The 23,112-nt window shown below is 35.2% G+C and carries 23 protein-coding genes; 11 read left to right on the forward strand and 12 right to left on the reverse strand.

Annotated elements, in window-relative coordinates; all coding sequences use genetic code 11:
- Window positions 1-69 precede the first annotated feature (69 nt).
- The 4 genes from AC5YGD_RS06465 to smpB form a co-directional block, all read right to left on the reverse strand.
- Window positions 70-1,377, reverse strand: coding sequence for an FAD-dependent oxidoreductase (locus AC5YGD_RS06465; RefSeq protein ID WP_496141169.1), 1,308 nt, complete (start codon window positions 1,375-1,377; stop codon window positions 70-72).
- A gap of 100 nt (window positions 1,378-1,477) precedes the next feature.
- Window positions 1,478-2,482, reverse strand: coding sequence for an alpha/beta fold hydrolase (locus tag AC5YGD_RS06470; protein WP_496141170.1), 1,005 nt, complete (start codon window positions 2,480-2,482; stop codon window positions 1,478-1,480).
- Window positions 2,483-2,544: 62 nt separating this feature from the next.
- Window positions 2,545-2,817, reverse strand: coding sequence for an HU family DNA-binding protein (locus AC5YGD_RS06475; RefSeq protein WP_271540941.1), 273 nt, complete (start codon window positions 2,815-2,817; stop codon window positions 2,545-2,547).
- A gap of 178 nt (window positions 2,818-2,995) precedes the next feature.
- Window positions 2,996-3,472, reverse strand: a complete 477-nt coding sequence (gene smpB, locus AC5YGD_RS06480; RefSeq protein ID WP_271540940.1) for an SsrA-binding protein SmpB — start codon at window positions 3,470-3,472, stop codon at window positions 2,996-2,998.
- Between smpB and AC5YGD_RS06485 the strand changes: the two genes are divergently transcribed.
- From AC5YGD_RS06485 to AC5YGD_RS06495, 3 genes are read left to right on the forward strand one after another with little or no spacing between them, the layout of a single operon-like run.
- Window positions 3,471-3,902: an SRPBCC family protein gene (locus AC5YGD_RS06485; RefSeq protein ID WP_496141171.1), complete on the forward strand. Its 432-nt coding sequence runs from the start codon at window positions 3,471-3,473 to the stop codon at window positions 3,900-3,902. The genes smpB and AC5YGD_RS06485 overlap by 2 nt on opposite strands.
- Window positions 3,895-4,425, forward strand: coding sequence for a pseudouridine synthase (locus tag AC5YGD_RS06490; protein WP_416677366.1), 531 nt, complete (start codon window positions 3,895-3,897; stop codon window positions 4,423-4,425). The genes AC5YGD_RS06485 and AC5YGD_RS06490 overlap by 8 nt, the downstream gene beginning before the upstream one ends.
- Window positions 4,412-5,215 carry a DUF455 family protein gene (locus AC5YGD_RS06495; protein ID WP_496141172.1) on the forward strand — a complete coding sequence of 268 codons (804 nt, stop codon included), beginning with the start codon at window positions 4,412-4,414 and terminating at the stop codon, window positions 5,213-5,215. The genes AC5YGD_RS06490 and AC5YGD_RS06495 overlap by 14 nt, the downstream gene beginning before the upstream one ends.
- Here the strand turns inward: AC5YGD_RS06495 and rnhA are convergent.
- Together rnhA and AC5YGD_RS06505 are read right to left on the reverse strand one after the other, a co-directional pair.
- Window positions 5,208-5,645, reverse strand: a complete 438-nt coding sequence (gene rnhA / locus AC5YGD_RS06500) for a ribonuclease HI (protein ID WP_416677369.1) — start codon at window positions 5,643-5,645, stop codon at window positions 5,208-5,210. The genes AC5YGD_RS06495 and rnhA overlap by 8 nt on opposite strands.
- 3 nt (window positions 5,646-5,648) lie before the next feature.
- Complete coding sequence (locus AC5YGD_RS06505) at window positions 5,649-7,421, reverse strand: N-acetylglutaminylglutamine amidotransferase (RefSeq protein WP_496141173.1); 1,773 nt, start codon at window positions 7,419-7,421, stop codon at window positions 5,649-5,651.
- A 133-nt stretch (window positions 7,422-7,554) separates the two neighbouring features.
- Here AC5YGD_RS06505 and leuC point away from each other — a divergent pair, with 133 nt between their 5' ends.
- Genes leuC through ruvA form a run of 3 tightly spaced genes read left to right on the forward strand, consistent with a single transcriptional unit; the run spans window position 7,555 to window position 10,162 of the window.
- The gene (gene leuC / locus AC5YGD_RS06510) at window positions 7,555-8,958 is read left to right on the forward strand and encodes a 3-isopropylmalate dehydratase large subunit (RefSeq protein ID WP_416686352.1); all 1,404 of its coding nucleotides are present in this window, start codon (window positions 7,555-7,557) and stop codon (window positions 8,956-8,958) included.
- A complete protein-coding gene (gene leuD / locus AC5YGD_RS06515; RefSeq protein WP_496141174.1) occupies window positions 8,955-9,569 on the forward strand; it encodes a 3-isopropylmalate dehydratase small subunit in 615 nt (204 codons plus the stop codon). Before leuC ends, leuD begins: the two co-directional genes overlap by 4 nt.
- Entirely contained in the window at window positions 9,566-10,162 is a 597-nt protein-coding gene (ruvA, locus tag AC5YGD_RS06520; protein ID WP_416686353.1) for a Holliday junction branch migration protein RuvA, read from the forward strand. The genes leuD and ruvA overlap by 4 nt, the downstream gene beginning before the upstream one ends.
- Here ruvA and AC5YGD_RS06525 read toward each other — a convergent pair whose 3' ends face one another.
- Window positions 10,163-13,228 (reverse strand): efflux RND transporter permease subunit, encoded by a 3,066-nt coding sequence (locus AC5YGD_RS06525; protein ID WP_416694556.1) that lies wholly within the window; start codon window positions 13,226-13,228, stop codon window positions 10,163-10,165. It lies immediately after the preceding gene.
- 67 nt (window positions 13,229-13,295) lie between these two features.
- On the reverse strand, window positions 13,296-15,107 hold the full coding sequence (typA, locus tag AC5YGD_RS06530) for a translational GTPase TypA (RefSeq protein ID WP_416686355.1): 1,812 nt from the start codon (window positions 15,105-15,107) through the stop codon (window positions 13,296-13,298).
- A 143-nt stretch (window positions 15,108-15,250) separates the two neighbouring features.
- On the opposite strand from typA, the gene rlmE reads away from it, so the two are divergent.
- Genes rlmE through dinG form a run of 3 tightly spaced genes read left to right on the forward strand, consistent with a single transcriptional unit; the run spans window position 15,251 to window position 18,918 of the window.
- Window positions 15,251-15,868: a 23S rRNA (uridine(2552)-2'-O)-methyltransferase RlmE gene (gene rlmE, locus AC5YGD_RS06535; RefSeq protein WP_496141175.1), complete on the forward strand. Its 618-nt coding sequence runs from the start codon at window positions 15,251-15,253 to the stop codon at window positions 15,866-15,868.
- A gap of 6 nt (window positions 15,869-15,874) precedes the next feature.
- Complete coding sequence (locus AC5YGD_RS06540; RefSeq protein ID WP_496141176.1) at window positions 15,875-16,846, forward strand: polyprenyl synthetase family protein; 972 nt, start codon at window positions 15,875-15,877, stop codon at window positions 16,844-16,846.
- Window positions 16,847-16,854: 8 nt separating this feature from the next.
- Window positions 16,855-18,918 carry an ATP-dependent DNA helicase DinG gene (gene dinG / locus AC5YGD_RS06545; RefSeq protein WP_496141177.1) on the forward strand — a complete coding sequence of 688 codons (2,064 nt, stop codon included), beginning with the start codon at window positions 16,855-16,857 and terminating at the stop codon, window positions 18,916-18,918.
- 25 nt (window positions 18,919-18,943) lie between these two features.
- Here the strand turns inward: dinG and AC5YGD_RS06550 are convergent, their stop codons facing one another.
- A complete protein-coding gene (locus AC5YGD_RS06550; RefSeq protein WP_271537690.1) occupies window positions 18,944-19,543 on the reverse strand; it encodes a peroxiredoxin in 600 nt (199 codons plus the stop codon).
- A gap of 679 nt (window positions 19,544-20,222) precedes the next feature.
- On the opposite strand from AC5YGD_RS06550, the gene AC5YGD_RS06555 reads away from it, so the two are divergent.
- Entirely contained in the window at window positions 20,223-21,359 is a 1,137-nt protein-coding gene (locus AC5YGD_RS06555) for a cation diffusion facilitator family transporter (protein ID WP_496141178.1), read from the forward strand.
- Between the two features lie 3 nt (window positions 21,360-21,362).
- Here the strand turns inward: AC5YGD_RS06555 and ruvC are convergent, their stop codons facing one another.
- Complete coding sequence (gene ruvC, locus AC5YGD_RS06560) at window positions 21,363-21,833, reverse strand: crossover junction endodeoxyribonuclease RuvC (RefSeq protein WP_496141179.1); 471 nt, start codon at window positions 21,831-21,833, stop codon at window positions 21,363-21,365.
- An 88-nt stretch (window positions 21,834-21,921) separates the two neighbouring features.
- Here ruvC and trxA point away from each other — a divergent pair, with 88 nt between their 5' ends.
- The gene (trxA, locus tag AC5YGD_RS06565; protein WP_416694569.1) at window positions 21,922-22,287 is read left to right on the forward strand and encodes a thioredoxin; all 366 of its coding nucleotides are present in this window, start codon (window positions 21,922-21,924) and stop codon (window positions 22,285-22,287) included.
- On the opposite strand, the gene AC5YGD_RS06570 is transcribed toward trxA, so the two are convergent.
- On the reverse strand, window positions 22,284-22,625 hold the full coding sequence (locus AC5YGD_RS06570; RefSeq protein WP_496141180.1) for a Spx/MgsR family RNA polymerase-binding regulatory protein: 342 nt from the start codon (window positions 22,623-22,625) through the stop codon (window positions 22,284-22,286). The two genes, trxA and AC5YGD_RS06570, sit on opposite strands and share 4 nt — an antisense overlap.
- Window positions 22,626-22,672: 47 nt before the next feature.
- A complete protein-coding gene (dtd, locus tag AC5YGD_RS06575) occupies window positions 22,673-23,110 on the reverse strand; it encodes a D-aminoacyl-tRNA deacylase (RefSeq protein ID WP_496141181.1) in 438 nt (145 codons plus the stop codon).
- Window positions 23,111-23,112 lie beyond the last annotated feature (2 nt).

A 23,112-nucleotide genomic window follows, 5' to 3' on the forward strand; every position in this document is an offset into this window, starting at 1 on the left:
TGTATATTTCTTATGCTCAGAGATAAAAAAAGAAGATATGCTTATCAATTAAAAAACTTCTTTATTAGGTTAAATCTTCTTAATTAATTTTGTTCGACGATGGTAATCTAATAAATCAAAAGCCCTAAAATAAGCGCTCGCAATTGGAAGAAACCACGGCTTTCCATAATAGTAAGGTCTAGTTTGCAGAGGTGTTTCTTCAAAAACAGTTACTTTTTGATCAGGATTTAACATTTTCAATGCAGCCATATGACCCAAGTATGGCGCCATTGCAACTCCATTTCCACAGTAGCCTAGTGCAGAATAAACCCCTTTATTAACACTAAGATTTGGTAATTGACTGAAAGTAAAGCCTGTAAATCCAGTCCAACAATGACTAATTTCAACACCTTCTAAAGAAGGAAAAATTTCTATAAGCATTTTACGCAGAGTTGGTAATGCATCTTCAGCAGAAATCGAATGCATAGCTGCACGCGTTCCTAGCATTATTCTTGTTCCGCAAGGAGTTGGCCTATAGTAACAATAGCGCTTTCGGGTTTCAACCATGCAATGACCGCCAGGCAAAAGAGTCTGAACTTTATCTTTACCAATATCCACTGTTGTTATTACAAAACTTGGTACTGGTAATACGCGCCTTGCTAAATACTTAGAAAGACTTGGCCTTGTATATCCATTAGTGGCCATAAGAACTTGCTTACAGTGAATTTTTGAATTTGAAGTTAAAACATCAAATCCATTTTTTTTTAATTTATTAACTTTAACTACATGCCTATTGCCAAAGACCATTGCCCCTGCTTCTAATGCAAGCTTTAATAAGCCATAATGAAATTTACGCGGCTGAACTGAGCCATGATCTTGATAAAACTGACCTCCAAAATATAACTCTGTTTTTATTGACTTAGACATCATATCAGGACCAATCATTTTAGAATTAAAGTCATCAATAGCTTTTAATTTTTGTAAGTTATCTGCCATACTAACTTGATCTATAGGAAGCCATGAAGTTCTTAATCTTCCACAAACATTAAACTCACAATCAATATTATTTTCTTCAATCAAGTTAGATGTAAATGCTAGTGAAGCATTAGCTTCTTTATGAATTTCTGCTGCAATAACTTCGCCATATTTTTTCTTTGCCTGGTCTGTTGAAACCTTATGACCAGAACCTAGCATTCCACCATTCCTAGTACTTGCTCCAAATCCAATCATCTCTGAATCTAGAACAATAACATTTTTGCCAAATTTTGACAATGTTAAAGCTGCGCTTAATCCTGTATAACCAGCGCCAATAATGACAATATCTGCATTCAATGGAAGTGCTTCAGTATTTTTGAATTGTGGCTGGCCGTCCCACCAGAAGGGAGTAAATTTTGTCATTTCAGGGTACTAATTAAAAGTCTTCAAAATAGTATATCAACCAATTGGATTCAAAAATACATATTACGAGTCTAAGTTATTGGATTTATAATATTAAAAATTACTCTTTATTATCTTTGAGTATGCCCTCAAGACTACTTCCAAAAAATTCTACTACTCTATTAGAAAAGTCTCCCAAGTACATAAATTTAACTCCAGAATGTATAGCATTTTCAGCCAACCAGATTGTTAAGTTTGCCCCATATTTTGTAGCCAGACTTTCCATATCAGACGTATTATGAGGCAAAACTCTTGTATCAGAAGTTCCATGTATTGCAAATATTGGACGGTCGTCATGATTTTTAAAAGCAAGCTTTGGCGAAGGCTCAAGTAATGTTTCATTACCAAATATAAATGCTGACCAAATTGCCCCCTTAGCAAGCCATGGTGGATACCCTTCTCTTTGAAGCTCCTCTTCAACTATAGTGTAAAGATTGGAGAATCCAGAATCTAAAATAGCAGCTTGAATCCTATTATCTAATCCAAAAGCAATTGCAGCAGTTCCTGCACCCATCGATAATCCATAGATTCCAATACTTTTAGGGTTAATAGATTGAGTATTTACTAGCCAATCTACACTTGCAATAACATCACGGTATTCTTTAGTTCCAATGCTAATTTTTCCATCCTCAATAGTAGACATGCCATGATCTCGCTGATCAAACAAAAGTGTATTGAAGCCAGCTTGATTTAATATAGCTGCAACTAATAATATATCAGAGTCATACTTACTTGACCTTAAGCCATGCACTAGGATAACAACAGGAGCTTCACCTGGCCCATTCCTATCTATAGGAATCCACCATGCGTCGATTTGGATATCTTCATCACCAGCAGAATATTGATGAGACTCCCAATAATCAACGATATATTTTTCAAAAGGAAAATCACTTTCTTTTGAATTATCTTGATAGCTACCAGGCGTATTTTCACAATCCACAGAACACCCAGGATCAGCTTTTGCAAGTGTTGAATATATAAAGTATCCAATACCCATATAAACTAGAGCGATAAATAAAATCAGTCCAGTAAGTGTATATCCAACTTTAAAATACAATTTTTGCATAATGTTTTTTTAAATAAAAAAAGGCGCCCAAGGGCGCCTTTTTTAGATAACTAATTTAATTACTAGTTACATGCGTCTTTCAATGCCTTACCAGCTTTGAATGCAGCTACATTTGAAGCTTTAATTTGAATCGTAGCGCCTGTTTGAGGATTACGACCACTGCGAGCAGCACGGGCTCTAACTACAAAGCTACCAAAGCCAGTAAGCTGAACTCCATCACCACTTGCCATTGCTGAAGTAATAGCACCAGTTGTTGCGTTTAGGGCTCTTGCAGCATCAGCTTTAGATAAATTAGCACCTGAAGCAATTGCATCAATTAATTCTGATTTATTCATTTTAATTCTCTCCAATAAAAGTTTGTTATAAAAAAAGACAAAGCGAAAGAGGTAACTTTAAACCTATTTCAGGAGGAAAGAATCAAAAGAAACCATCTGCCTCCAACGCTGTATCTAGAAGTTATTGTACTATCAAAATAAAGTTATTTGAAAAATAATGTAAAAAAAATATTTTATTCTAGCGATTCCCTTCTTTAAGCGCTCTTGCTTTATCCATTTTCCAGTCTCTTTCTTTAATATCCTGACGCTTATCATGGCCTTTTTTTCCTTTAGCTACACCAATTTCTAACTTGACCCTACCTCTTGCCCAATAGAGTTTTAATGGAACAACTGTAGCTCCTTTTTGAGTAATTTTTTCTCGAAGTCTATTAATTTCAAGTCTGTTTAATAGTAATTTTCGAGTTCTTGTTGGATCACATTCAACATGACTGGAAGCTGAATTTAGTGGAGATATATGAGCACCAAAAAGGAACAGCTCATTATTTTTGTAAATCACATAGCTTTCAGTAATTTGAACTTTGCTATCTCTAAGGCTTTTAACTTCCCAGCCAAGCAAACTTAAACCTGCTTCAAGGCTTTGTTCGATAAAATAGTCATGCCTTGCTTTTTTATTTAAAGCAATAGTATTTGAATTATCTTTTTTATTTTTTGCCATGCATCGTATTTCAAAAAGCGCAATTGTTCCATATACACCCCAACAAATGTTTGAGTTAGTTAACAATATTGATGACTACTCTCAATTTTTAAACTGGTGTGATTCCTCCTCTATTTTAAATCAATCTGACGACCAAATCACTGCGTCAGTCGAGATTAATAAAGGCGGCATTAAACAAACGTTTTCGACACTAAACACTATGACACCCTATCAATCAATTGCGATGGAGCTAGTTGATGGTCCATTTGATGAGCTTTCAGGTGAATGGCGCTTTGAGCCACTTGGTGAAAATGCCGCAAAAATTCATTTAGATCTTCAATTTAAATTTAAATCAATGCTAATTGATATGGCTTTGTCGCCTGTTTTTAAAAATATAGCCAATTCTCAATTAGATTCATTTGTTGCAAGAGCAAAATATATTTATGGCTAAACTTATTGCTTTGAATAAACCGTTTGGAGTTATCTGCCAGTTCAGTGGTGATAATAATACATTATCAGACTTCGTCGACATACCGAATGTCTATCCAGCTGGTAGGCTTGATAAAGACTCAGAGGGACTGGTGATTCTTACAGATGATGGCAAGTTACAAAACTTAATATCCAACCCAAAATATAATAAAACCAAAACCTATGTCGTGCAAGTAGAAGGAGAGCTAAGTTCTACTGCAGCTTCTGCCCTAGAGAAAGGCATTAAACTTAAGGATGGAAATACTAAGCCTGCAGCCGTCAAAATAATTGAAGAACCTAACTGGCTTTGGGCAAGAACACCTCCAATAAGAGTAAGGAAAAATATTCCAACTTCTTGGATTGAAATTTCAATTAGCGAAGGAAGAAATCGTCAAGTACGCAGAATGACTGCAAGCGTAGGATTTCCAACGCTCAGGCTAATTAGAACAAGAATTGATAAGTGGGACTTAAAGGATATACCCTCAGGATCTTATGTCACTCTTTAAACTTGCTTATGAAGCCCTAATTTGCAACGATGTAGAGAGAAAAATTTTACTAATTAATGATTTAAAAAAATACCATATTCCACTTGATATCAATGAATTAAAAGTCAAGGTCATTAAAATTCCTTCCCCAGGGAGGCCTTTGAAACCAAGCTTAGTTGACTTCAAAGGAACCCCAAAAAGAGATCGCTCAGATTTAGGCATGATAAAAAATATCCATGCGATTTGTCATATTGAATTTAATTCAATAAATTTAGCCTTAGATGCAATCTATAGATTTCAAGAAATGCCCCATCAGTATTATGCAGACTGGATTCAAGTGGCCAGCGAGGAGACAACGCACTTCTCACTTCTCAAAAATTACCTTGGGTCTATTGGATATAGTTATGGTGATTTTGATGCTCATAACGGCTTGTGGCAAATGACAGTTGACACAGATTATGATGTTTTATCGAGGATGGCTTTGGTTCCTAGAGTTTTAGAAGCGAGAGGTTTAGATGTAACCCCAAGAATTAGAAAAAAATTTAAAGATGCAAACCTTCATAAGATGGTTGAAATTTTAGATATTATTTTTAAAGATGAAATTGGGCACGTAAAAATTGGGAACTATTGGTATCAATACCTATGTCATAAAAGAGATCTTGACCCAATTAAGACTTTTGATTTGTTAATAAAAAAACACATTGGGTCTAACTTGCGTGGGCCATTTAATATTGAAGCAAGGCTTTTATCAAATTTTAGTCGAAATGAATTAGATTATCTCGAGCACCCTGAATTACTAGAAACTAACTAATTTCATCCATGGCTTGATTTGCCAACAGATCCGCCATGTCATTACCTGGATCGTCACTATGGCCTTTAACCCAGTGCCAATTTACAGAAAATTCCTTATTTAGGACGTCTAATTGCTTCCAGAGCTCTACATTTTTAACCGGCTTCTTATTAGCAGTCTTCCATCCTTTTGCCTTCCAGCCTTCAATCCAATCATTTATGCCCTGTATAACGTACTTGGAATCTGTATATAAATCAACAGTAATATCACTTGATTTAAGCGCTTGTAGTGCTTTAATTGATGCTGTTAGCTCCATCTTATTGTTTGTAGTATTTAACTCTGAGCCTTTTAATTTCTTGTCATGATCTTTGTATCTCAACCATGCGCCCCATCCACCAATTCCAGGATTTCCTCGGCAACCACCATCTGTATAAATTACAATTTTTTCCATGGACTAGTTATCTACATTAAGTTGAAGCCAATACTCAAGCAAAGCTAAGTGCCACAGTCTTGATCCATTCAAAGCTGTCATATAGTCTTTAGGAGAATTAATCACTTTATCAATATATTGTTGATTAAAAATACCTCTATTACGACAAGCACTGGACAAAAGTATATCAGACATAAATTCCAAAAAATCACCCTGAATATACTTTAGAGCTGGCATTGGAAAATAACCTTTTTTCCGATCTATTACAGAATTTGGCAGGAGTCCTCTTGAAATCTCTTTAAGAGGGTACTTTCCCTCATCCCTCATTTTTAATGAAGGTGGTATGCTTAGCGCCCATTCAACTAGGTCAGTATCCATAAATGGCACTCTAGCCTCAAGGCCCCATGCCATAGTCATATTGTCGACTCGTTTAACTGGGTCATCAACAATTAATCTTGTCATATCAGTGCGAAATACTTTATCAATAAAAGAATCAGCGCCTGGCTTTAAAAACTCCTTGTTTAACCAATTATGAGTATGATTCTCACCTTGATATATCGATGATACTGTTTGTAAAAACTCATCATGCGGCCTATCAACATAATGCTTTGAGAAACGTTCTACTTCATTACCTTGTTCATTCGCCATTCTTGGATACCAAAAATACCCAGCGAACGCTTCATCAGCCCCTTGTCCAGATAAGACAACTTTAGTATGCTTTGAAACTTGCTCAGAGAGCAAATAAAAAGCTACGGCATCTTGGCCAACCATTGGCTCAGACATATTCATAACTGCTTCTGATAATCGTGGAAGTACTTCTTTATTACTCACTTGATATTTTTTATGCTGAGTTTCAAATTTTGAGACAATTTGATCTGAATACTCAAACTCACTTCCAACTTCATCATCGATGTCTTCAAATCCTATTGAAAAAGTGCGAATATCTTCATGGCCTGCTTCCTTTAAAAGAGCAACAATAAGCGATGAGTCTAATCCTCCCGAAAGTAAAACTCCTATTGACACGTCAGATGCAGACATCCTCTTCATAACTGCTGCAGTTAATAGCTCATGCGTTCTTTCAATATAGTCCTGATCTGAAATATTTTCCTCAAGCCTTTTTGCGCTTGGATGCCAATATGTTTTTTCGCGTAATTTACCATTAGGACTTAACGTAAAAAAAGTACCTGGCTTTAATTTCTGAATTCCATTAATAATTGTATTTGGAGCTGGCACAACCCCATGAAGAGATAACTGTTGATGCAAAGCAACAGGATTAATACTTTTATCAAGTTCTTGAGTAAGTAAAGCCTGTGAATTTGATGCAAAAGTAAATGCTTTAGGAGTGATATTAAAGTATAGAGGTTTAATGCCCATCCTATCTCTTGCAACAAAAAGTTGCTGAGAAGATTGATCCCAAATAGCAAAAGCAAACATTCCATCAAGATGTTTCACGCAATCTTCGCCCCAAAAATGATATGCCTTTATTATTACTTCTGTATCAGAGTTTGAGAAAAAATCATACCCTTTGCCTATTAATAGAGCTCGAAGTGCCTTATAGTTGTATATCGTTCCGTTAAATACTAATGTTAATTTAAGAAGATCATCTACCATTGGTTGAGACCCTAAATTCGACAAGTCAATAATACTTAAGCGCTGATGCCCAAACCCAACCTTTCCTTCAAACCACTTTCCTTTTGAATCAGGCCCTCTTTTGGCAAGTTTACTCATCATATCATCTAGAGATTTTGTAGAAACAATCTCCCCATCAAATCGTAATTGGCCACAAATACCGCACATAAATTTAACCTTTAAACTTTAAAATTAACACCTCAGAGTCACCTAGAAATATAATCACTTGTTATATATTTCTATAATTGAGGCTAACTTAGAAATGTAAAATAGTCATTTTATCAAGTATTACTAACTAATAATGTCTCAAACTCTTTACGATAAATTAATGAGCACTCATATGGTCCATGACCAGGATGGAGCATCGCTTATTTATATAGATCGTCAGCTTATTCATGAAGTCACTTCTCCACAAGCATTTGAAGGACTTACTTTAGCTGGTAGAAAGATTTGGCGCAACAAATCTAACCTTGCGGTTCCTGATCATAACGTTCCAACTACAGAAAGATCAAGTGGGGTTAGTAGCATAACCGATCCAATCTCAAGGCTTCAGGTTGAAACGCTAGACAAGAACTGTGAAACATTTGAAATAAATGAAATTCAAATGAATGATATCCGACAAGGGATTGTTCACGTTATTGGGCCTGAACAGGGAGCAACACTTCCTGGAATGAGTATCGTTTGTGGCGATTCACATACAACAACTCATGGCGCTCTTGGAGCACTGGCCTTTGGAATTGGAACTTCTGAAGTTGAGCATGTACTTGCAACTGGCTGCTTATGGCAGAACAAAGCTAAAAACATGAAGATTGAAGTTAAAGGCCAATTAGCAAATGATGTAAGTGCTAAAGATGTCGCATTGTATGTGATTGGAAAAATTGGTACGGCAGGTGGAACTGGATTTGCAATTGAATTTTGTGGCTCAACAATTCGAGATATGAGCATAGAAGGTCGAATGACGCTTTGTAATATGTCGATAGAGGCGGGGGCAAAGGTTGGTATTGTAGCAGTTGATGATAAAACTATTAACTATGTTAAAGGTAGGCCTTTTTCACCGGTAGGTGAGAATTGGGACGCAGCCGTAAAATATTGGAAGACCCTTCATAGTGATGCTGATTCGAACTTTGATGAATCAATCTTAATTGATGCAAGTCTTATTAAGCCTCAAGTCACTTGGGGGACATCTCCAGAGATGGTCGTTGATATTAATGGCTCGACACCTGATCCAAAATTAGAGAAAGATGAAGTTAAAGCTGAAAGTATTCGCAATGCTTTAAAGTACATTCATTTAAAACCTAATACCTCAATGAGTTCGGTAGCAATAGATAAAGTATTTATTGGCTCTTGCACTAACTCAAGAATTGAAGATTTAAGAATAGCAGCTTCTGTTGCAAAGGGTAAAAAAATTGCTCATAACATAAAGCTTGCTCTTGTAGTTCCAGGCTCTGGACTTGTGAAAAAGCAAGCTGAAGATGAAGGACTTGATAAAATTTTTAAAGATGCAGGTTTTGAGTGGAGAGAGCCAGGATGCTCAATGTGCCTTGCAATGAATGCAGATAAATTAGAAGTTGGAGAGAGGTGTGCGAGCACATCAAATAGAAACTTTGAAGGCAGACAAGGGCAGGGATCCTTTACTCATCTTGTAAGCCCAGCAATTGCTGCAGCGAGTGCTATTGCAGGACATTTTTCAGGGGTAGAGACATGAAAAAATTCACCTCTTTAAGTTCTATTGCTACGCCTTTAGATCGGGCAAATATTGATACTGACGCAATCATTCCAAAACAGTTCTTAAAGTCTATTAAAAAAAGTGGATTTGGCCCTAACTTATTTGATGAATGGCGTTATTTAGATCATGGTGAGCCTGGGATGGATAATTCAAAACGACCAATCAATCCTGACTTTGTATTAAATAATCCTAAATATTCAAAAGCTCAAATTCTACTGACCAGAAGAAACTTTGGTTGTGGCTCCTCTCGAGAGCATGCTCCATGGGCATTAGAAGACTTTGGATTTAGAGTAATTATTGCACCTAGCTTTGCTGATATTTTCTATAACAACTGCTTTAAAAATGGCATTCTTCCAGTTGTTTTAAGTAGCGAAATTGTGGATGGTCTGTTTGAATATACCGGAAACATAGTCATCGATCTTCATGACCAAAGTGTAACGACAGATACTCATTCTTTTGAATTTAATGTTGACCCCGAAAGAAAACGCAGACTCATCAATGGGCTTGATGATATTGGTTTAACATTGCAATATGAAGATCAAATACGTTTATTTGAAACAGAACACTTTAAAAAGCACCCCTGGTTATGATTGGTCATCTAAAAGGTAAAATTATTAGCAAGAATCCACCCGAAGTACTTCTAGAAGTTGGTGGTATTGGCTATGAAATACTGTGCCCTATGTCCACGTTTTATCAGCTTGATAAAACCTCAGAAGATACATTATTATTCACTCATTTAAGCATTAAAGAAGATGCACACACGTTATTTGGATTTATTACTAAGGATGAAAAAAGTATTTTTAGAGAGTTAATAAGGGTTAATGGTGTTGGCCCTAAAGTTGCTCTTGCAATTTTGTCACACCTTTCTGTAAATGCTCTTATTGAATGTATTTCAAATGAGGACGCAGAGCTTTTAGCAAAAACTCCAGGGATTGGAAAGAAAACTGCCCTTAAACTAATTGTAGAACTTCAAGATAGGCTGAGTAAGCTTGAACTAGTTGGAAGTCCTGGTGGCAGCGCCCATGAATTTAAACAGAGTGGAAATCCGAATAGTATTCAAGCCATTGAGGCGCTTCAATCTCTAGGTTTTAAAACGAAAGAAGCCAATAAAATGGTTTCAAAAATTTCTGACCAAAACCTTTCTACTGAGCAGCTTATTCGCTTAGCACTTCAAAACAAGTAATTAGACGACTACTTTCTTTCTAGAAAACTTTGTTTTAACTCTACCAAGCATATTAATAAAATCGTAGTTCATCAGATACATGCAAGGTAGAAGAACTAAAGTTAGAAGTGTTCCAAACATTAGTCCATAGCCGAGTGCGAGAACCATTGGTTGTAAAAACTCGTCTTTGCCGCCAACCCCATACGCAAGTGGCAATACTCCTGCCATTGTTGTTAGAGTAGTCAAAACTACCGCTCTTAAACGATCCCTTGAGCCTTTTGCAATCCAAACAATTTTGTCTTCTAGTTTGGCACTTTTATGCTTAATATAATTTAAGTGGCTAACCATAACTAAGGAGTCGTTAACAATAACTCCCATCAAACCTAGAGCGCCTGTTAGAGCGAAGAAACTTAAGGAATAACCATGGAAATGAAATGCCCAAACAACCCCAATTAGCGCAAATGGAAAGCTTGCTAGAACAAGAAGGGGTTGAGAGTATGAGTTAAATAGTATAGCAAGGATAAGAAAAATACCAACAATTGCTACAACAAAAGCGTAAAGAAAATCTCGTAATGAGTCAATTTGCTCTTGCGCTCCACCACCCGTAATGATCGATACTTGAGGAAAATCAATCGCAAGATTTAATTCCTCTAATGAGGTTTTCAAAGTTTTGGTTTTATTTGTTACCCGCTCATCAATACTTGCTGAAAGCTTAATGGACCTATCACCATCAAAATGATTGTAATCAGGCTCTCCCTCAATTTCACGAAGCGTAGAGAATTGACTCATTGGTATTAGCTTGCCTTGACGATTTTTGACAGAAGTATTCTTAATGAAATTCTCAGTGTAATCATTTTCTCCTATATAGACTCTTACATCCTCCTCGTTTCCAGCAATAGTAATATCAGTCACATAAGAGCCTGAAAATGCTGTTCTAAGATGCCTATAAACTGACTGATAATCAACACCTAGACGAGCCATCTCATCAAAATCAAGTACTGTTTCGATTCTAGGTTTACCAATCTCATCATTACGATCTATATCATCAACGCCTTCAATAGAGCTGAGAATTTCTTCGAATCTATTGGCAGCTAAACTTCTCTGAGCATCATTTTCAGAAACAAGCGTAACCTCAATATCAGAGCCTCTTGGAGGTCCAGGAGCTATTAAGGTTATATCAATTTTGTCAGCACCCTCAATATCTGCCACTAGTGCTTCAAGCTTATCTGCCATGTCTTCTGCAGTTCTTTCTCTATCACTTGTTGGAGTAAGAGTAATTTTAATGTTTGCGATATTTGTAAAATAACTTCCAATCTTGCTTGTGAAAGAGTCAAGGTCGTCTCCTATCTCATTAGCAATTATATTTTCAACCTGTATAACAATATTTTCAGTATAGGCAGCAGAGCTTCCATTAGGAGTTTCAATGTTTGAAAAGATTACCGTTGCACCTCTTGAAGGAAATAAATTAAATGGAATATTTTTGACAGCAAAAATTGCCGAATATATTAGTAAAGCAATAAATAGTGGAACAATTAAATAACGCCATCTTAAAGCATGGTGCATCATCCTGTTGTAGAGGTTCTCAAATGGGATAAACCAAGTCTTTTGTTTTTCCACTTTTTGAGTTGCAAGGTGAGCTGGAAGCGCAAAGGTAATCTCTAAAAAAGAAATTCCTAAGGCAAATATTACAACTACTGGAAGCACATAAATAAACTTTCCTAAAGTTCCAGACATTAAAAAGAATGATGACATCACAAGCATGGTCGATATTATGGTCGTTATAACAGGAAGAATAACCCGCTTTAGACCAGTAACAACATTTTTATAGAGATCTCCACCCTTTGCCTTATAGTGATGAATACTTTCAGCAATAACAATACTATCATCCACCACAATTCCCAGCACAATGATGAAACCAGAAAGAGATATTAAGTTTATTGTATTACCTGTTAGTCCCATAAAGGCGACAGTTCCTAACAAAGTTACTGGAATACTAACAGCAACCCAAAAGGCAGTTTTTATGGAAAGGAAGACGCCTAACACAACAAGAACTAGTGCGAGACCAATATAGCCATTTTTAAGAATTATATCAATTCTGTTTGCAACTGCCAATGAAGAGTCATCAGTAAAAAAAATGTTAATCTCATCTGGATAATATTCTTGCAGCTCTGATACTCGCTCTTTAACTCTTTTTGCAGTTCTAATAATATCTGCTTGACTAGTTTTTTTAATCTCAAGAATAAAGCCCTTAGTTCCATTTACTCGAGTTATAGATTTTTCTTCTTCTTCACCTCTAAAAACTTCAGCAATATCAATAAGCCTTATAACAGGTCCATCAAAGCTAGATTTAATAACAACGTTTTTAATGTCATCAACACTTTCAAATTCAGACAATATGACAATATTTTTTTCTAAGTCTTGTTGATTATTATCTCCAACCGTAAAACGAGCATTTCTAGAAGAAATTGCAGAGATAACTTCATTAATTGACATGTTATATTTATCAAGCTTGTCTGGGTTAACTTTAATTTGGATTTCACTATCTAGATAGCCACTTTTGTCGATCGCAGAGACACCTTTGACTTTAAGAAGAGCTGTTTCTAAATCATCTGTAATTTGTCTTGATTGGTCATAACCTATCAAGGAGCCGTCAATGTTGATAGTAATAATTGGGAATTCAGAAACATTAAAATCAACCACCTGAGGCAGATCTGTTACCTCTTCAGGAAAACTTTTGACTTGATTTACAGCATTTCGTACATCATTTTTTACTGTCTGAACATCCTTTAAGTCTGCCTCTAAGGTAACAATAATAGATGAGAGCCCTTCACGAGAGGTTGAGGATATTTCTTTAATACCACCAACGCTTGATAATTCTTTTTCGATTACATTTGTAACTGCTTTTTCAACGTCTTCAGGAGACGCTCCAGGATAAGCGGTCGTAACACTAAGAATTTCAAAATCAACTGCAGGAAACTGATCTCTTTGCATTCCAACAACAGCTAGCGTACCAATCGCTATAAAGGCAAGGGAAAAAACTAAGGCAAACTTTTTTTGCCTAACTAAAAAATTTAAAAAAGAATCCATAATTTACTTTTAATATAGCTCAAATCGAATGATTATATAGGCGAACAATGAAGAAACAGTGAAGAGTTTATGAACTCTTTGACCTTTTTCTCAGGTTTTCAGTAAGCAGTCTTTTACGAATTCTGATGTTATGAGGAGTAACTTCCACTAACTCGTCGTCATCGATAAACTCCAGTGCTTGCTCTAAATCTAAAGTAATTTTTGGCGTTAATGCAACTGCCTCATCAGTACCTGATGCTCTTACGTTAGTTAACTGCTTCCCTTTCATAACATTAATTACAAGATCTTTATCCCTTGTATTAATTCCTACGACCATTCCTTCATAAATATCCTCTCCATGGCCCACAAAAAACTTACCACTTTTCTGCAAATTAAATATCGCATAAGCAACAGATTTACCTTGATTCATTGAAATTAAAGATCCATTCGTTCTTTGGCCAATCTTTCCATCCTTTTGAGGCTTATAAGAGTCAAATGTTGAGTACATAAGCCCAGTTCCAGTTGTTGCCGTTAAAAACTCAGTTCGAAATCCAATTAAACCTCTAGCTGGAATTATAAAATCAAGCTTTACTCGCCCTTTTCCATCTGGAGTCATATTTGATAGCTCCGCCTTTCTTTCGCCTAATTTTTCCATCACCGAACCCTGATGAACAGATTCAACATCCACCGTTAAATCTTCAAAAGGTTCACAGGTAACGCCGTCAATTTCTCTAAGAATAACTTGAGGCCTTCCTACCGATAGTTCAAAGCCCTCTCTTCGCATCGTTTCAATCAAAATTGAAAGGTGTAACTCACCCCTACCTGAAACCACAAACTCAGAAGAATCTGTAGTATTTTCAACTCTTAAAGCTACATTATAAATAAGCTCTTTATCAAGCCTTTCTCTTATATTTCTGGATGTAATATATTTTCCATCTAGTCCTGCAAATGGAGAATCGTTAACTCTGAATGCCATACTAACTGTAGGCTCATCAACACTTAAAGGAGGTAATGCCTCAACTTTAGTTACATCACAAATCGTATCTGAAATTGATATATTTTCAATACCAACTACCCCAACTATATCGCCAGCATTAGCTGAGCTAACATCATGCCTCTCTAGACCATTAAAACCTAAGAGCTGAACAATTTTAACTTTACGCTCAGTTCCATCAGGTGAAATTAAGACGTTCTGCGAATTTTTCTTAGCAACACCTCTTTCAATTCTTCCAATTCCAATTGCCCCTACAAATGAAGAGTAGTCTAATGACGTTATCTGCATTTGAAATGGACCATCAATATCCACCTTAGGAGCGGGTGCTTTTTCAACAATTAATTCAAACATTGGGGTCATATTACCCTCTCTAGCAGTATCATCTTCAGATGCATAGCCACCGAGTGCTGAGGCATATATAACTGGAAAATCTAACTGCTCTTCAGTAGCGCCTAACTGATCAAATAGCTCAAAAACCTGATCAATTACCCAGTCAGGTCTAGAGCTATCACGATCAATCTTGTTAATCACTACAATTGGGTTAAGGCCCTGCTCAAAAGCTTTCTTTGTAACAAAACGAGTTTGAGGCATTGGGCCATCACTAGCATCAACTAAAAGCAATACACTATCGACCATAGAAAGCACTCTTTCAACCTCACCACCAAAGTCAGCGTGGCCTGGGGTATCAACAATATTAATTCTATAATCACCCCATTTAATAGCTGTATTTTTTGAGCTAATCGTGATTCCTCTTTCTTTTTCAAGATCGTTAGAATCCATCATCCTGTCAGTCGCCTTAAAACGATCATCAAATGTTTGCGATTGAGAAAGTAATTTATCTACTAACGTAGTCTTTCCGTGGTCAACGTGAGCGATAATTGCTATATTTCTTAAATTGTTTGCCATTTAATAATGTACTCATAGAAAATCGATGTCGTATTATCCCGTAAAAACCTAACAATGCCCAAGCTAAATCAAAAATCAATTTAATATTGCTGGATACTCTTCTCTTATAAAATGCATCTAATATTCTATTTATTTTTGAAGCTGTGGCAAAAAAAGGAAGCTCTCGTCGCTGGATGCAGGAACATTTAAGCGATGAATACGTAAAAAAAGCACAAAAAGAAGGCTATCGATGCAGAGCAGTCTATAAGCTACTTGAAATTATTGAAAAGGGTCAACTTATTAAAAGTGGCGATAAAGTTTTAGATTTAGGCGCTGCACCTGGAGGGTGGTCACAAGTTGCAGTAAAGTTTACTGGTAAATCTGGGCAGGTAATTGCGAGCGATATTTTGCCAATTGAAGAAATAAGCGGAGTTAGTTTTCTTCAAGGAGACTTTACAGAGCAGTCCGTATATGATGATTTGATATTAATGACTAATGGCAAAAAGGTTGATACTGTTTTGTCTGATATGGCACCAAACATGAGCGGCCAACTATCTGTTGATCAGCCTAAGTCGATGTATTTAGCTGAACTAGCACTAGATATGGCCGTTAAAACCTTGTCAAAAAATGGCAACTTTATTGTCAAAGTCTTTCAGGGTGATGGTTTTGATGTTTATGTTAAAAATGCTAGAAATATTTTTAAAAAAGTTTCTGTCATCAAACCAAAAGCATCTCGTCCAAGATCTAAAGAAGTTTATTTATTAGCAAGTCAGTTAAAATAAATCTTTATGCAAAATTTTAGTGAAATTCATGCTCTTATGAAGAGTGACCTAGTGATGATGGATGAAATTCTAGTTAATCGACTAGATTCAAATGTTGACCTCATTAGTCAAATGAGCCAGTACATTATTAACTCAGGTGGAAAGCGAATTAGGCCACTTCTTCTATTATTATGCGCCAGAGCAACTAACTATAAAGGTGATTATCATCACTCAATGGCAGTTGTAATTGAACTCATTCATACTGCAACTCTTCTGCATGATGATGTTGTAGATAGCTCATCCATCCGTCGAGGCCATGAAACTGCAAACGAATTATGGGGTAATGCCCCAAGTGTTCTAGTTGGTGACTTTTTATACTCAAGGGCATTTGAAATTATGGTTGAACCCAACTCGATGGAAATAATGAAAATCCTATCTAAAGCAACCAATCAAATTTCAGAAGGAGAGGTGCTTCAATTATTAAGCATTAAAAATGCTAACGTTTCTCAGACAGAATATTTTGAAGTAATTGAAAGAAAAACAGCGTGTCTCTTTAAGGCTGCATGCCAAATAGCTGGAATATTAGCTGAATCCAATAAAAACGTAATTAATGGGCTTGGTAGCTTTGGAAAGCATTTAGGTAATGCCTTTCAGATTATAGATGACACCCTTGATTATGAATCAAATTCTTCTGTTATTGGAAAAGAAGTTGGCGATGACTTGTCTGAAGGAAAAGTTACACTTCCAATGATTTATGCCCTTGAAAATACGAAAGGGGCTGAAAAAGCAACTCTTTCCAATGCCATAACCAATGCTGACTCTTCAAACATAGATAATATTGTAAATATTCTTCTTAGTGTTAATGCATTTGAATATAGCCGCAAAGTAGCAAAAAATGAATCCACTAAAGCACTGAAGTTTCTGGAAGTTATTCCTAACTCCGAATACCGCTCTGCACTTCAACTATTATGTGAGCTTTCAATAGATAGAAACTCTTAAACCACTTAATGCTTACAACAAAACTTAAACAGCAAATACGCTCTTCCTTTGAAGATGCGAAAAAACAATTACCAAATTTTAGTAACCGCTCATCTCAAAATAAAATGATTGCTGAGATTTCAAAAACATTGGCAGGTGAGTATGCCAATTCAAACCCAATCATATGTGTTGAAGCTCCAACTGGAACTGGGAAAACTATGGCTTACCTAGTGAGCTGCTTACCAATTGCAAAAGAGTCAAAAAAGAAGCTAGTTATAGCTTCTGCAAATGTAGCACTTCAAGAACAAATTCTAAATAAAGATATTGTTGAGGCAGAGAAATATTCTTCAGTTGATTTTGAATATGCTTTAGCTAAAGGAAGGTCAAGATATGTTTGTATTCGAAACTTAATTAACCTGACAGAAGACAATTCAAGCTCTCCTTCTCTTATAGATGATGCTCTTCTTTGGGATGAAAAGCCAAGTAAAAATGACTTAGATGTTTTAAGTGAAATGACTGAAAGCTATACTGCCACAAGGTGGAGTGGGGAAATTGATGACCTTGAGAACCCACCTGAAAATAAATTATGGCAAAAAATTGCCTGCAATCGATTTACATGCAACTCTAAAAATTGTGAATTTTATAATGATTGCGCTTTCTTTAAAGCTAGAAAAAAAGCTTCACATGCTGACGTAATTATTGCAAATCATGATCTAGTTTTGGCCGATATTATAAATGGTAATAATGTTCTTCCTGAAGTTGAAGATTGTATTTTTGTTTTTGATGAGGCTCATCATCTATCTCAAAAAGCACTTTCTCATTTTTCACTGGGTGGCAGTACTGAGTTTATGAAAACATCTATCCGTCAGTATCAGGGCGCCATAGATCAAATTATAAAAATTATAAAAATTACATCCCCTGCTAGTTATATTGAAAAGACTGACGAAGCTATAAGTGATCTAACTGAAGTCATCTCAAATCTTGAATACCAAGATGATATTCATCTATTTCCCATAACTGGTGTGCCTAGTGAAATACTGAATTTAACCAAACAAATATTAATCTTATTTAATTCAGCGTATAAAGATTTTTCAGAACATAAAGATATTTGGGAAGAGCACTATAAAAGTAATAATATTGACCAGGCTATAACTGATAACTTAAATAATATAATTGGTCAAAATAATCAAAATCTATCTTCAATCTTATCGCTTTTAAATACATTTAATCAGAACCTAAATAATGAACAAGCTCCAACAAGTAACTGGATAAGTCAATCAAAGCTTGCTAATAAAAAAAATAACTATCAACTAAACACTGCAAAAATTGATGTCTCTAGCTATTTAGACAAATTAATATGGTCTAAAGCAGCAGGAGTTGTTTTTACATCAGCTACATTGACTGCTCTAGGAAGCTTTGATAGATTAAATCAACAACTTGGATTAAAGTTTTTAGAAAATCAGTATCTTCGCCTGGCATCTCCGTTTAATCATGAGTCAGTTGACTTTATAATCGCTAAAATTAAAGCAAGCCCAACACAGTCTTTTGATCATACTCAAGAAATTGCGCTAGAGTTAAAAAAACGTATTGATACATCAGCAGCCACACTCGTGCTTTTTGCATCAAACAATCAAATGCAGAGTGTAGCCGACTTAATAGAAAAATCATTAGATTGTGATCTATTTATTCAAGGCGAATATAGCAAGAAAAATATTCTAGAAAGACATATTGAAAATAGAAAAAATGGTTTAGGCAGTATAATCTTTGGTCTTGATAGCTTTGCTGAAGGCGTTGACCTTAAAGGTGATAATTTAAACCACGTAATTATTGCTAAGTTAAGATTTAGCGTTCCAACATCGCCAATTGAAAAAACGACTCAATCATATCTTGAGTCGTTAAATCGAAATTCATTTATGGAAATTTCTCTACCAGACGCTTCATTAAGATTAATACAAGCTTGTGGGAGGCTCATAAGAACTGAAACAGATTCGGGTAAAATTACTATTTTTGATAATAGGCTAGTAACAAAGTTTTATGGAAAACATCTTATTAAAGCACTTCCAAATTTTAATATTATTGTAGAAAAAGGCTAATTTTAAATATTATATTTTTATCAAATTAAAGGTTGGCAGAATTTTTTGATAAATACTCTTCAACGCTTTCAGCTGATTCCTTCATTCCTTCATCACCCTTATTCCATCCTGCAGGGCATACCTCTCCATTTTCAGTATGAAAATCAAGTGCATCAACCATTCTTAGCATTTCATCCACATTTCTACCTAGAGGATGATCATTAACAACTTGATGACGAACAACAAAATTCTCATCAATTAAAAAAGATGCCCTTAAAGCTGTTCCCTCTGGGTGGACAATGCCATACTTTTCCATAATTTTATGATCCATATCAGAAACTAATGGAAAATCAATAAATCCAATACCACCATCATTTATTTTAGTATTTCGCCAAGCATTATGAGTATGTCTTGAGTCAATAGAAACTCCAATTAACTGAGTATCAAGCTTATCGAAAGCAGCAACTCTATGGTGATGTGCAAGAATCTCTGTCGGGCATACAAAAGTAAAATCTAAGGGATAAAAGAACAATACAATTTTTTTACCTTTAAAACTTGATAGTTGAAAATCCTCTACAATTTGCCCATCTGCAAGAACTGCTGTGGATATAAAGTCTGGTGCTTGCTGTGTAACTAAAACGCTCATAGTTTTGTCCTTATGGTAATGGCTAATGTTTTTTTTAATTCTGTAGTTGATGCAAATATAATTTATTACATTTAATTAGTTATATTTGTAGTGATATTTGGAGATATCTCCCTTAAGTCTAAGGTCATTTTTAACCTCATCTAAAATCACTTTTCCAATAATTTTTTTTGGAATACCTAATCTCCTCATCGATATAAAATCTAGTCGATTAGTTTTTTTTAAAATAAAGAGTTTGTATCTATACCAATATTTCATTTTTATTTTTATTTTTATATTCTATTAAAAAAAGCCCTATGCAAGGAGGAAGACATAGGGCCAATTAATCACAGACATACACATTTAAAGGAAGTAAAAAAATATGAATGTAATCAATTTATCACTTAGTTAAAACTCCTTTGATATTTGCTTCATCATAGTTCGGAGGGCTATTTTGAAGCTGTTGAAACAATTACCAATATAGAGCAGCGTACGATCTTAGGAGATTGCATTAGGAAGCTGAATTTATTAGTAATCAATTTCGAACCTTTGCTTAATTATTTATTAAATGATAATGATACTCATTATCATTAACAATTGCAAGCTATATTTAAAAAAAATATTTAAATTAAATGATTTCAATAAAAAATAAAGGCATTTAACTTAAAATAGGTCGTTACATACTTGAACTATTAAGTTAGCAATGCACTCTATAAATCGCACTAAAGAAAGTCAAAAAGCTACCGTTATAGGAGCAATTATTGATTTTTTACTTTCTATTATAAAAGTTTCTCTCGGAATCATAGGTCAATCAGGAGCTCTTATTGCAGATGGAATTCATTCTTTCTCAGATCTCCTCACAGACTGGGTTACATGGTATGCCGCAAAACTTTCTGGAGAAGCGCCAGATGCCGACCATCCATATGGACATGAAAGATTTGAAACGGTTGCAACTTTAGGATTAAGTATCTTTTTAGCAATAGTTGGTACTATTATTATTTTTGATGGATTTGGTCGTTTCAGCAATGCCACTCCTCTAAAGCATGAAAACTGGTTAATTGCGGCTGCTGCATTATCAATTCTTAGTAAAGAAGCTTTGTATTGGTATACAGTTAAAGTTGCTAAAAATATTAAGTCTGACTTACTTAAAGCAAATGCTTGGCATCATAGAACTGATGCATTTTCCTCTATAGTCGTTGTTATTGGAATTATAGGTGCTGCCAATGGTTACTTTTTCCTAGATAGCGTTGCTGCAATTATAGTTGGCTTAATGATTATTTATATTGGCTGGCAACTTGGATTTGAGGCGACTAAAGAATTAGTAGATACTTCAATTGACCCAGAAGACATAAAAAATCTTCATAAAGCACTTGCTGATATTAAAGGAGTAAATAGCGTTCATACCTTAAGAACCAGAAAAGTTGGTCATAAAAAATCGGCTGACGTTCATGTCCAGGTCAATCCATTTTTATCCGTTAGTGAGGGTCATATAATAAGTGTTAGCGTTGAGAGAGTTGCAAAAGAATGTATAGAGGAGCTTGATGACGTAACTGTTCACATTGATCCTGAAAATGATGAAGAAAAAGAAGATGCGCCTTATAAGGACCTTCCAGAGAGAGCTCAAGCATTAAAGATTATTAGTCAGTCGCTCAAACTTGAGAATTGCTCTTATGAAATTGAAAGAACTCAACTGCACTACCTAGAGGGTGAAATACTAGTGGACTTTTATCTTTCGGTTGATTATTTAGATAATAATGAAATTAGTACGATCAATTTTAATCTCAGCGAAATTATAAAAAAACTTCCAGGATTTGGTGAAGTAAAGGTTTACTTTAGTTAATTTTTACAGGGCATGGTAAGCATGACAAATTGCTCCTGCTAGAGCGTCTCCAGCATCTTCTTGTGGGGCTTTATTTAATTTGAGGAGCTGCTGCACCATAAAAGAAACCTGCTCTTTCGATGCGTGACCTCTTCCAACAACTGCCTTTTTAATTTGATTAGCTGTGTAATCTACAATTGGAATACCTTGGCCCCCAGTAGCAGAAATAATAGCACCGCGAGCATGTCCAAGCTTAATTGCAGCATCAGGATTTGGCCTATCAGGCCTCATGAATACCCTTTCAATGACGACTATATCAATTTCATGCTTAGCAATAACCTCTTTAACGCCCTCATATATCGTAATAATTCGCTCATTTAAATCACCCTGAGTTCTAATACAACCACTATTAAGATAAGTAAATTTTAGTTTATTTGCCTCAATTAAACCAAAACCAGTAATTCTAGAGCCAGGATCTATACCAAGTATTTTCATTGGGATATTTTATCAGCTATGTAAAAACTAACCAGTATTTTAGTAAAAAAGTTATAATGCTTTTTAAAAAATTTTAAAAGGAAAATTTATGTCAGTAATTGAGCTTTCACAAGCAAATTTAGATGAGACTATTAACAATAATGAAATTGTTATTATTGATTTCTGGGCTCCTTGGTGTGGTCCATGTATTCAGTTTGCTCCAACCTTTAAAGAAATCTCTGAGAAGGTTGATGGAGTGACCTTTGCTAAAGTCAACACTGAAGATGAACAAGAACTTGGCGCTCAATTTCAAATTAGATCAATCCCAACTTTAATGATTTTTAGAGATGGAATTGGAATTTTTTCACAGCCAGGTTCTATGTCTGGGAAAGACTTAGAAGACTTATTAGAAAAAGCTAAATCAATTGACATGGATGAAGTAAGAAAAGAGCTTGAAGATCAAAAGCAAACCTAGCTAAAAAAATCTAAATATTTCTGCTCACTAAAGCCCACCATTATTTTGTCATCTCTGATCATAACTGGCCTCTTAATTAAAGTTGGATATTTCAAAATTAACTCATAATCAATATTATCTTTGTCACTTTCAGTTAATGTTCGATAGGTGGTTGAGCGTTTATTTATAAGAATCTCCAATCCAACTTTTTCAATCATTTTTTGAAACTCATTTTTTGAAATTGGATCGACTCTAAAGTCTATAAATTCATAAGCTATATCATTAGCAGATAAATACTTAAGAGCTTTTTTGACGGTATCACAGTTCTTGATACCATAAATTTTATTAGTACTACTCATAATAAATATTGGAAAATATATTGAAGACAGATAAAAGCATAAATTACTTAAGTTTCTAAAAGAAAGGTTACTGGTCCATCATTAACAAGTGAAACCTGCATGTCCACTCCAAAAATACCACTTTCAATAATGGTGCCCATAGATTGAGTTTTTTCAAGAAAATTATTGTATAGTTTTTCTGCTTCAGTTGGAAGCATTGCTGTTGAAAAACTTGCCCTTGTTCCATCCTTAGTGTCTGCTGCAAGAGTAAATTGAGATACGATTAAAAGCTCTCCATTTATATCACGAATACTTAAATTCATCTTCTCATCTGGATCTGGAAAAACTCGATATGAGAGTATTTTTTTTACCATCTTATCTGAAGACATCATGTCGTCTTGCTTCTCAATACCAATAAAAACTAGCAGACCTTTACTAATTTGACCCACTACTTTTCCTTCAACTTCAACCTTTGAAGAGCTTACTCTCTGAAGCAAAGCTTTCATTT

This window comes from Candidatus Pseudothioglobus sp. uisw_070 (assembly GCF_059512545.2).